This window comes from Sulfitobacter sp. 1A15258, from assembly GCF_043557045.1.
Taxonomy (GTDB): domain Bacteria; phylum Pseudomonadota; class Alphaproteobacteria; order Rhodobacterales; family Rhodobacteraceae; genus Sulfitobacter; species Sulfitobacter faviae.
In genome coordinates this window covers 1-7775 of sequence record NZ_JBIFFK010000019.1, presented here as the reverse complement: position 1 = coordinate 7775, position 7775 = coordinate 1, and the positions used below count along the sequence as shown (strand labels likewise).

Here is a 7775-nt window from a genome sequence, read left to right as displayed (position 1 = left end):
GGGTTGAGCCCGATGATCTGGCGGCGTGTTTTGGTATCGGATTCGACGACACTGCGTGAACTGCACGGCATTCTTCAGGTTGCGATGGGCTGGGAGGGCATTCATCTGTTCCTCTTCGAGGTTCACGCGGTACAGTACGGCTCGTTCGAGTTGCATGCTGGAAACCCCGATGTATCCTTGCAGCAGTTTGGATTCTGCGAGAACCAACGATTTTCCTATGTTTACGATATGGGGGATCACTGGGAACACGAAATCCGTGTTGAAGCGATTAATCCGCCACCAAAGAAAACCTATCCGGCCTGCATAGGCGGTTCCGGAGCCTGCCCGCCTGAAGATTGCGGTGGCGTATATGGGTATCTTGAACGGCGGGATGAGGCTGACGGCTATGATGCCTGGAATGACATGGACGTCATGGTTGGTTTCCTCGAAGATGTTGTAGCAGCGAACGCCCCCAATCGGCCGGTATCTGATTTCATGTCCGACGATGTGGAATCCGCGATGGAGCGGATGGTGGCACGCAAGCCGTTCGTCGAGGGGAAGTTCTCACGGGGTGCTGTGAACAAGCGGTTTCGATCCGGAGATCATCGCGACCTGATGCGCCAGCAGATGTGGTAAGGGCCGTCCGAAATGGTTCGGTTCCGGACAGGGCGTAATGATCTGTCCATAAATTATCTTGAACCTGTATCGAACAGGTGTATTGTTTTGGACAACATTTCCGGACAGAATTGCAATGCTGTGACCAGAACATTCGCCTACGCCAGAGTATCGACCGTCGAACAGGACCCCGAAAACCAGATCCGGGAGATCGCTGCCGCAGGATTTGCGGTGGAGCCACACCGGATCATTACCGAAACGGTTTCCGGCTCACAGGCCATCGCACAGCGGAAGGGATTTGCGCGCCTTCTGGACAAGATGGAGCGTGGCGATGTTCTTGTCGTGACCAAACTGGATCGATTGGGGCGTGATGCCATTGATGTCAGCACCACCGTAGCCAAGCTGGAAAAGCTGGGCATTCGTGTCCATTGCCTAGCCCTTGGCGGCGTCGATCTGACCAGTTCGGCAGGGAAGCTGACCATGGGGGTGATCAACGCCGTCGCACAATTTGAGCGCGATCTTCTCATCGAACGCACCCAATCCGGCCTCGCCCGTGCCAAAGCGCAAGGCAAACCGCTCGGGCGACCGGCGGCGCTGACAGCTGATCAACAAGCACAGGTACGGGAGCGGATCGCGAAAGGCGAAACCGTCTCTGCCATCGCCCGCGACATGGGGACCAGCAGACAAACCATCATGCGTGCAAGAGACGCGCAGACGACATAAAAACGAGTAGACAGGACATCAAATGAATATCGAGATTAAGGTTAAAATCACCGGGCCGGACGGCACAGCCCATACGGAGAAAATCGCCACACTTACCAAAAACACTGACGCTATTGGCGAAATTGGGCTGTCGATCGGTGAGAGCAAGGAACTGCTCCTGAAACTGCAGCAGGAAATCGTATCCGCGCAATGCGTGGCTTACGGTGCGACGCGCACCTGTTGTCCGTGCTGCGGGCGAAAGCTGCGCGGAAAGGCGCGTGGCCATATCCGGTATCGCACTGTCTTTGGAGATGTCACCGTCCCGAGCCCGCGTTTTTACCATTGTCAGTGCCACGATGGCCCGGCTAAAACCTTAAGCCCATTGACCGATCTTCTGCCCAAACACGTCGCACCGGAGCTGCTCTGGCTGGAAACGAAATGGGCCTCGCTGGTATCGTTCGGGGTCACAGCGGACCTTCTGAAAGACGTGCTACCTATCGATCTGAAGCTGAACCCGGATACCATCCGCCGACACTTGGGACGCGTGGCGGCGCGGATGGAAACCGAGTTGGCCGAAGAACGGTTCAGCTTCATTGAGACCAGCGCTTGCCAACGGGAGCAAATGCCAAACCCAGAAGGACCGATCACGGTCGGCATCGATGGCGGATATGTCCGGTCCCGCGACGCCGGTCAGTCGCATTTCGAGGTCACTGTCGGCAAATCCATTCCCACAGATCGCCCGAGCCGTTATCTTGGACTTGTCCAAAGTCATGATGACAAGCCCAAGCGGCGACTTCATGAGGTTCTGAAGGACCAGGGTTGGCAGGAAAACCAGCCGGTAACATTTATGACTGATGGAGGGGACACGGTCATCAATATGGCCCTGCGTATGGCTCCTGCCTCGGAACATATCCTCGACTGGTTCCACATCACCATGCGCCTCACTGTCATGCACCAATATGTGAAAGGGTTGGCGCATCACAACGAAGAGGCCGCGGAAAAGCTATCCAGATTACTTCGTCAGATCAAAGGTTTCCTCTGGAACGGTAACCTGCATGACGGCCAGACGGTGATTGAGGACCTCGTCATGGACTTGGACGGAATCGAAACGGACTACGCCAGCATCAAAGCGCTGCGCAAAGCCGCTGCTGAGTTCGAAACCTATATCGCGAATAACAAGGATATGATTCCGAACTATGCGGAACGGCGGCGCTATGGCGAGCGCGTTTCCACTGGCTTCGTCGAAAGCACCGTCAATACCGTGGTCGGCAAGCGCTTCGGAAAACGCCAGCAGATGCGATGGTCAAAGCAAGGTGCCCACCTCATGCTGCAAACTCGTACCCGAACCCTTGACGGCACACTCCGATCCAAGTTCGAACAATGGTATCCAGGCATGAAATCGGGCGAAAATGACAAATTTGCGGCGTAGTTGCCCCACACTTTGCGGTACTCTCCTTGCTTCTCGATCGCGCGAAACAGGGTGCTTGTCACCCTGAAGCGATATCGGTCACGCGCAGTGAGGTCGCTGATATGACGAAGTGATCCTCCCCAAAAGTCGCGCGACCGTTGCCGGTTTTCCGCTCGACGGCTCTCCTGTAGCTGACGGTGCTCTGCGACCCATGCCTTCACCTTCGGGTGCAGCGCTCGCATATGGTCAAGGCTTTCGTCGTTTTCATCGAAGGGTGTTAGTTCCGCAACGGACTCAGCGTCGCGAGATGGGACGGACGCAGGTACTAGCGGTCTACCACTGCCCCGCGCTGGCTTGATTGAAGGGGAGGTCTTTTGGGGCGGTTCGAATGACGGCAAAGGAGGCATTTCAGGAGCACGGCCAACGGCCTTTTTCTGCCAGTAGCCCAAGGGTGGCGTAGGGATTTGGCGCTTTCGACAAAGAGCGGCCAAGCCTGGCCCGTTCGTCGCGAGTTGGGCACCAAGCTTGCTCATGGGGGTCTGCCAGACCAGTTCGTAAAGTTCTTCGCGAGACATTTCCTCTGCGGGGCGGGTAACGATGTCATTCATGTGAGCCCTTTCTCTCTCGTAAATTCTCCATGAAATTGACTGCCGCCTTCGTACCACCCCTTTACTTGTACTTAATGTTGTACATATAGAGGAAAGCAAAGGAGAGTCGACATGGATGTTATGACCTACTCAGACGCACGAGCTCAACTGAAGGGCGTCATGGATCGAGCGATCCACGACAAGCAGGAAGTTGTCGTGACGCGCAAGAAGGGCGAGTCCGTTGTGGTCGTGTCCTTGGACACTTGGAACGCCGTCAACGAGACGTTGCACCTCTTGTCCACACCGAAAAATGCATCCCGCTTGCGCGCGTCGATCGCGCAACTCGATGCTGGAACTGGCGAAGAGCGTGAGCTGACCGAGTGAAGCTGGTTTTTTCCGATCAGGCGTGGGAAGACTATCAATACTGGGTCAACACCAACGACAAGGTACGCGACCGGATCAACGAGCTGATCAAGCAGTGCAAGCGGACCCCCTTCAAGGGAACCGGCAAGCCGGAACCTTTGAAGGGCGATTTGACAGGCTGGTGGTCGCGGCGAATTTCTCAGGAAGATCGAATGGTCTACCGGGTCAGTGGAGCTGGCGATCGCCAAAGCCTAGAGATTGCGCAACTGCGGTTCCATTACTGAATGGTCCCAAGGTTAGCGCGCAAGCTTTTGATATTCTTCCCACATCATCTCTATTAGCTGGCCCTGCGTGATGCCAAGACGCTCTGCCTCAGCGGCAATCGCTTCCCCGACTTCAGGGAAAACCTTCGGGTGCAGCTGATAGGTGCGTGGGCTTGGTTTACGCCCTGGTTTCTTGCGTGGGGTACGATCAAGGAAGCCCCTCGCCTCTCCAACCTCATCGACACGGCGGACCTCGGCAACCGTGGTGTCTTTTGGTCGGGCCTTCAGCCCTGCAAGCCTATTTGAGCCGCTCATAGACAGCCTCCGTAAAGTATTTGGCATTCTCCAAGGCCTTATCGACCTTGCCGCCAGTTACCATGTCAGGGTCTTTCATCATCGCGGTCAGATCACCGCCATAAGCGAAGATTTCTGAAAACGCCGCGCGAGCGACGAGCGACGGTTCGATCAGGTCTATCCCTGCCCCGCGCAGCTGTTCTTCCAGATCTCTTTGAACGCGGCTTTTCACAGCTGCGCTTGTTTTGGTCAGAACAACGGCGTGACGGATTGTGCGACCAAGCGCCTCTTCCTCTTCCCGGATCAAAGCCAAGGCTTCAGACCCGATCTCCGCGTCGAGCGCCGTTGGCTGCATAGGAACGATAACCAGATCAGCTTGAGAAATAGCGCGGCTGACAAGCTGCGATGCTACGCCTTCAAGATCAACAATCACGATCTGCCCATCGCCATCTGATGCCCTGATCGTCGGCACTATCTCAGAGCGCCCTATATCCTGATGAAGCGTCACACCTTTGGGGAGTCCGTGAGATGCCCATCGGGTCAGTGACTTGTTGGGGTCGCAGTCCAAGACTGTCACTTGAGCTCCCATCCGAGCGAACTCTGTGGCCAGGATTACAGCACATGTGGATTTTCCGACGCCCCCTTTGGGGCTTGCCATGACGATGACGGGCATTGCTCGGCCTCATACTATTTTCGTTACCGGAAACATATCACTTACCGGTAAAATTTCCAATACCAGAATAAAATTTGATACCGGATTTAAATCAATAACCGGTTTTAAATCCGATTATGGTCTACCGCGCTTCTCGAACCACTTGCGGCAAAAGCCTACAAATGCGGCATCCACATCCCTCGGAGCCTCCACGATCCAGTCACGCCACTCACTTTCCAGGTGACGTACATCCCAACCAGGCGCGGCCTGTCGCGCCCTATCGTAGGTTTCAGACTTAAGTGGAGGAATACGCCCTTCGATAAGGGAGGGCGGGGTCATCGTGCCGCGATTGGTAAAAACCACCATGTCCGCCACTTCATCGAAGAACACTTGATAATCTGGCAGGTGATCATGAACCGCCAGCTGCTTAATCATCTGACGAAATCGCTTTTCTGGGCTTTGCGACCCAGACTTCATAAGCAGGTGCTTTAGGGTAATCTTCCAGCTTTTTTGCTGGCCACAGTGCTTGCGCGCTAGCTCGTAAACGCGGCGTTCAATCGGCTTGCGCAAGCGAAAGTAGTCGCGGTGAAGGGTCAGCACCTCTTCGTTTTTGATTGCATTGAAGACCCAGTCCGACAGCTTGACCTCACACCAGAGCAAACGACCGTCGAGGCCTTGCTTTCGACGGATGGAGGAGGCGTCTATCAACCCGAACCCATCAATCTGTTCTTCGTCACCAGAAACAATGTTCGTTCTGATCCGCGTGCCTTCCAACCGGTCAAGCGCATCCATGAGCGAGATGTATTCTCGACCACTGGTGCCACGGTTCGTGAAAATCAGGAGTTCGTGCGAATTGATACGAACGCGAGGCGAGACCGGTTCCCCATGTTTAAGTTTCGCCATAATCTGACTGATGCAGTAAATCAGGATGTCCTTGTCATAGATGGTTGCCAGCCCTTTGACACTCGGCGTGATTTCCAACCAGTGATCACCGTTCCTATAACGCTTCACAGAAGTCTCTGGTTTCTTGGAGAGTGAGTAGAACGGATGCTCCATATGTTGCATGACGTCCTTGAGAACAGCGTCTGCAACGTCACAGATGAACAGATCGTGCTGAGGGTGACGATCAGGCAAAAGGGGTGTCAGTGGGTTCGTGTTTTCAGTTACCATAGCAGCACATTCGTGTTTTCAGTTACCCATGTCAAGATTCGTGTTTTCAGTTACCAAAGTTCGTGTTTTCAGTTACCGAGATTCGTGTTTTTAGTTACTGATCGAATGCGTAACACGTTGATTCAAAATAGTAAAACAGGCCTCAAAAACAGCTTAACACTATATTTAACACATATTTAACACACTAAGCCTGTGGATAACTTGGAAAATCAACTCAATTCAGCGGATTCTGATCAAACCGTCCACGGTAAATCTTGCTCTTGAAATACACATTCTGCTTGGCCTTGAGCGGGTTGCGATTGCCCACCAACAGCAGCAGATCATCCGCCTTCATGCCAGTGATCTGCTCAGCAGTCATGAGCTTCTGTCGCTGCTCCGAGTAGGAAAAATCCCGGCCCTCGTTCGGGGCTTTGCCCTCTCGAATTTGCTGAGAATAGACGGTGCTTTCCCCGAGGTGGCGCGCTGCCCATTCGGCGGTTTCGATGTCGTTGAGGTTGAAGACGCGCTTGGTGATGCAGGAGCCAAAGATCGAACGGGCATCGTTTGGCCCATAGGCCTTTTCGACCTGACCCGTGTCTTGCGTGACGAACAGCGCTTCCACACCGGCTCCTGCGGCGACGTTGGCAATGTTCATGATCTGCTCCATGCGGCCCATACGCACGAATTCATCGAGAACCAGCAGGATCGGGGCCTTAACCTTGCGCCGCCCGTCCTGACGCACGACCGTGCCCAGGACAAGGTTGATGAACAGGCGCATGAAGATCGCTTGCTTGTCCACCTGGTCGAGGGGCACCGCGATGAAGAGATCGACCCGATCATCGAGAAGATCATCCATGCGGAAGCTGGACCCAGCCAGGAAGTGGCGCATGTTGTCGGACTGCATCCACTCAAAAGCTTTTGAGACCGCTGTCTGAATCGACCCGCGTTCTCTGTCTCCCGCGCGCAGAATGGTGGCGGCGGTCTGGGCCGGGCGGTGGCCGACAAGGTCGCCATTTTCAGCCCAGGCCTCAAGCGTGCCGTCGAGGTTCGCGGACAGCAGAAGATCGGCGACGGCGATCAGATTGCGCCGGTTCGGTTCTTCCTGCGTCACGATCACTTCGATCGCCGCCGCGACCAGCTGGCGGGCCATTTCAGAGAAATGCGCGCCGTCGCCTTGTTCCGGTTTGACCAGGCCGTCCGCAACCAGGGCAACGTCTCGCGCCAGCTCATGGGGCCGGATGTAGTCGAGCGGGTTGAACTGATCCTTTCCGTCTTCGACGAGGCCGAAGGGGTTGAGAACGGCTACCTTGCGCCCGAGCTCTTCGCGGTGGCGGCGCGTGACGGCGAAATTCTCGCCCTTGATGTCGAGGACGACGACCGGTCCCTGGTGATCGAGGATCGCGGGGATCACGGCGCTGACGCCCTTGCCGCCGCGTGTGCCGGAGACGACGAGGTGATGCCCGCCGCGCCATCCTTTCGCATCGTTCTTGACGTAGCGCAGGAGCTTGCCTTTGTGCAGGGCCAGGGGCAGGCTGGTCTTGTTGCGGACAAGCTGGGCAATGTCGCGCGGGTCCATCCATCGAGAGTACCGTAAAGTGTGGGGCAGTTGAATTTTGGGATTGATGCTGGCAAGGATTTTGGATGTCATCCGCTTCTCCAATCTATCAGCTAAAGGTACGCCTTCTCGGGTTGAGCCCGATGATCTGGCGGCGTGTTTTGGTATCGGATTCGACGACACTGCGTGAACTGCACGGCATTCTTCA

10 protein-coding genes are annotated in these 7775 nt (G+C 55.3%); 6 read left to right on the top strand and 4 right to left on the bottom strand.

Annotated features, from left to right (window positions below; genetic code table 11):
- The 5 genes from ACGYK9_RS18860 to ACGYK9_RS18840 all read left to right on the top strand — a co-directional run.
- The coding region (locus ACGYK9_RS18860) for a plasmid pRiA4b ORF-3 family protein (RefSeq protein WP_394422682.1) at positions 1–615 on the top strand (615 nt) is incomplete at its 5' end.
- A gap of 87 nt (positions 616–702) precedes the next feature.
- On the top strand, positions 703–1317 hold the full coding sequence (locus tag ACGYK9_RS18855) for a recombinase family protein (protein ID WP_394394266.1): 615 nt from the start codon (positions 703–705) through the stop codon (positions 1315–1317).
- A gap of 22 nt (positions 1318–1339) precedes the next feature.
- On the top strand, positions 1340–2725 hold the full coding sequence (locus tag ACGYK9_RS18850; protein ID WP_394394265.1) for an ISKra4 family transposase: 1386 nt from the start codon (positions 1340–1342) through the stop codon (positions 2723–2725).
- 698 nt (positions 2726–3423) lie between these two features.
- Positions 3424–3675, top strand: coding sequence for a type II toxin-antitoxin system Phd/YefM family antitoxin (locus ACGYK9_RS18845; RefSeq protein ID WP_036743750.1), 252 nt, complete (start codon positions 3424–3426; stop codon positions 3673–3675).
- Entirely contained in the window at positions 3672–3938 is a 267-nt protein-coding gene (locus ACGYK9_RS18840; RefSeq protein WP_267168762.1) for a Txe/YoeB family addiction module toxin, read from the top strand. The genes ACGYK9_RS18845 and ACGYK9_RS18840 overlap by 4 nt, the downstream gene beginning before the upstream one ends.
- Before the next feature lie 12 nt (positions 3939–3950).
- Here ACGYK9_RS18840 and ACGYK9_RS18835 read toward each other — a convergent pair whose 3' ends face one another.
- The 4 genes from ACGYK9_RS18835 to ACGYK9_RS18820 form a co-directional block, all read right to left on the bottom strand.
- Positions 3951–4232: a chromosome partitioning protein ParB gene (locus ACGYK9_RS18835; RefSeq protein WP_074948197.1), complete on the bottom strand. Its 282-nt coding sequence runs from the start codon at positions 4230–4232 to the stop codon at positions 3951–3953.
- A complete protein-coding gene (locus ACGYK9_RS18830; protein WP_267168826.1) occupies positions 4216–4884 on the bottom strand; it encodes a ParA family protein in 669 nt (222 codons plus the stop codon). The genes ACGYK9_RS18835 and ACGYK9_RS18830 overlap by 17 nt, the downstream gene beginning before the upstream one ends.
- 114 nt (positions 4885–4998) lie before the next feature.
- Positions 4999–6033 (bottom strand): replication initiator protein A, encoded by a 1035-nt coding sequence (locus tag ACGYK9_RS18825; protein WP_127044712.1) that lies wholly within the window; start codon positions 6031–6033, stop codon positions 4999–5001.
- Between the two features lie 214 nt (positions 6034–6247).
- Positions 6248–7660: a type IV secretory system conjugative DNA transfer family protein gene (locus ACGYK9_RS18820; RefSeq protein WP_394394268.1), complete on the bottom strand. Its 1413-nt coding sequence runs from the start codon at positions 7658–7660 to the stop codon at positions 6248–6250.
- Here ACGYK9_RS18820 and ACGYK9_RS18815 point away from each other — a divergent pair.
- Positions 7654–7775, top strand: a 122-nt coding sequence (locus ACGYK9_RS18815) for a hypothetical protein (RefSeq protein WP_394422685.1), incomplete at its 3' end; no start/stop codon positions are given. The two genes, ACGYK9_RS18820 and ACGYK9_RS18815, sit on opposite strands and share 7 nt — an antisense overlap.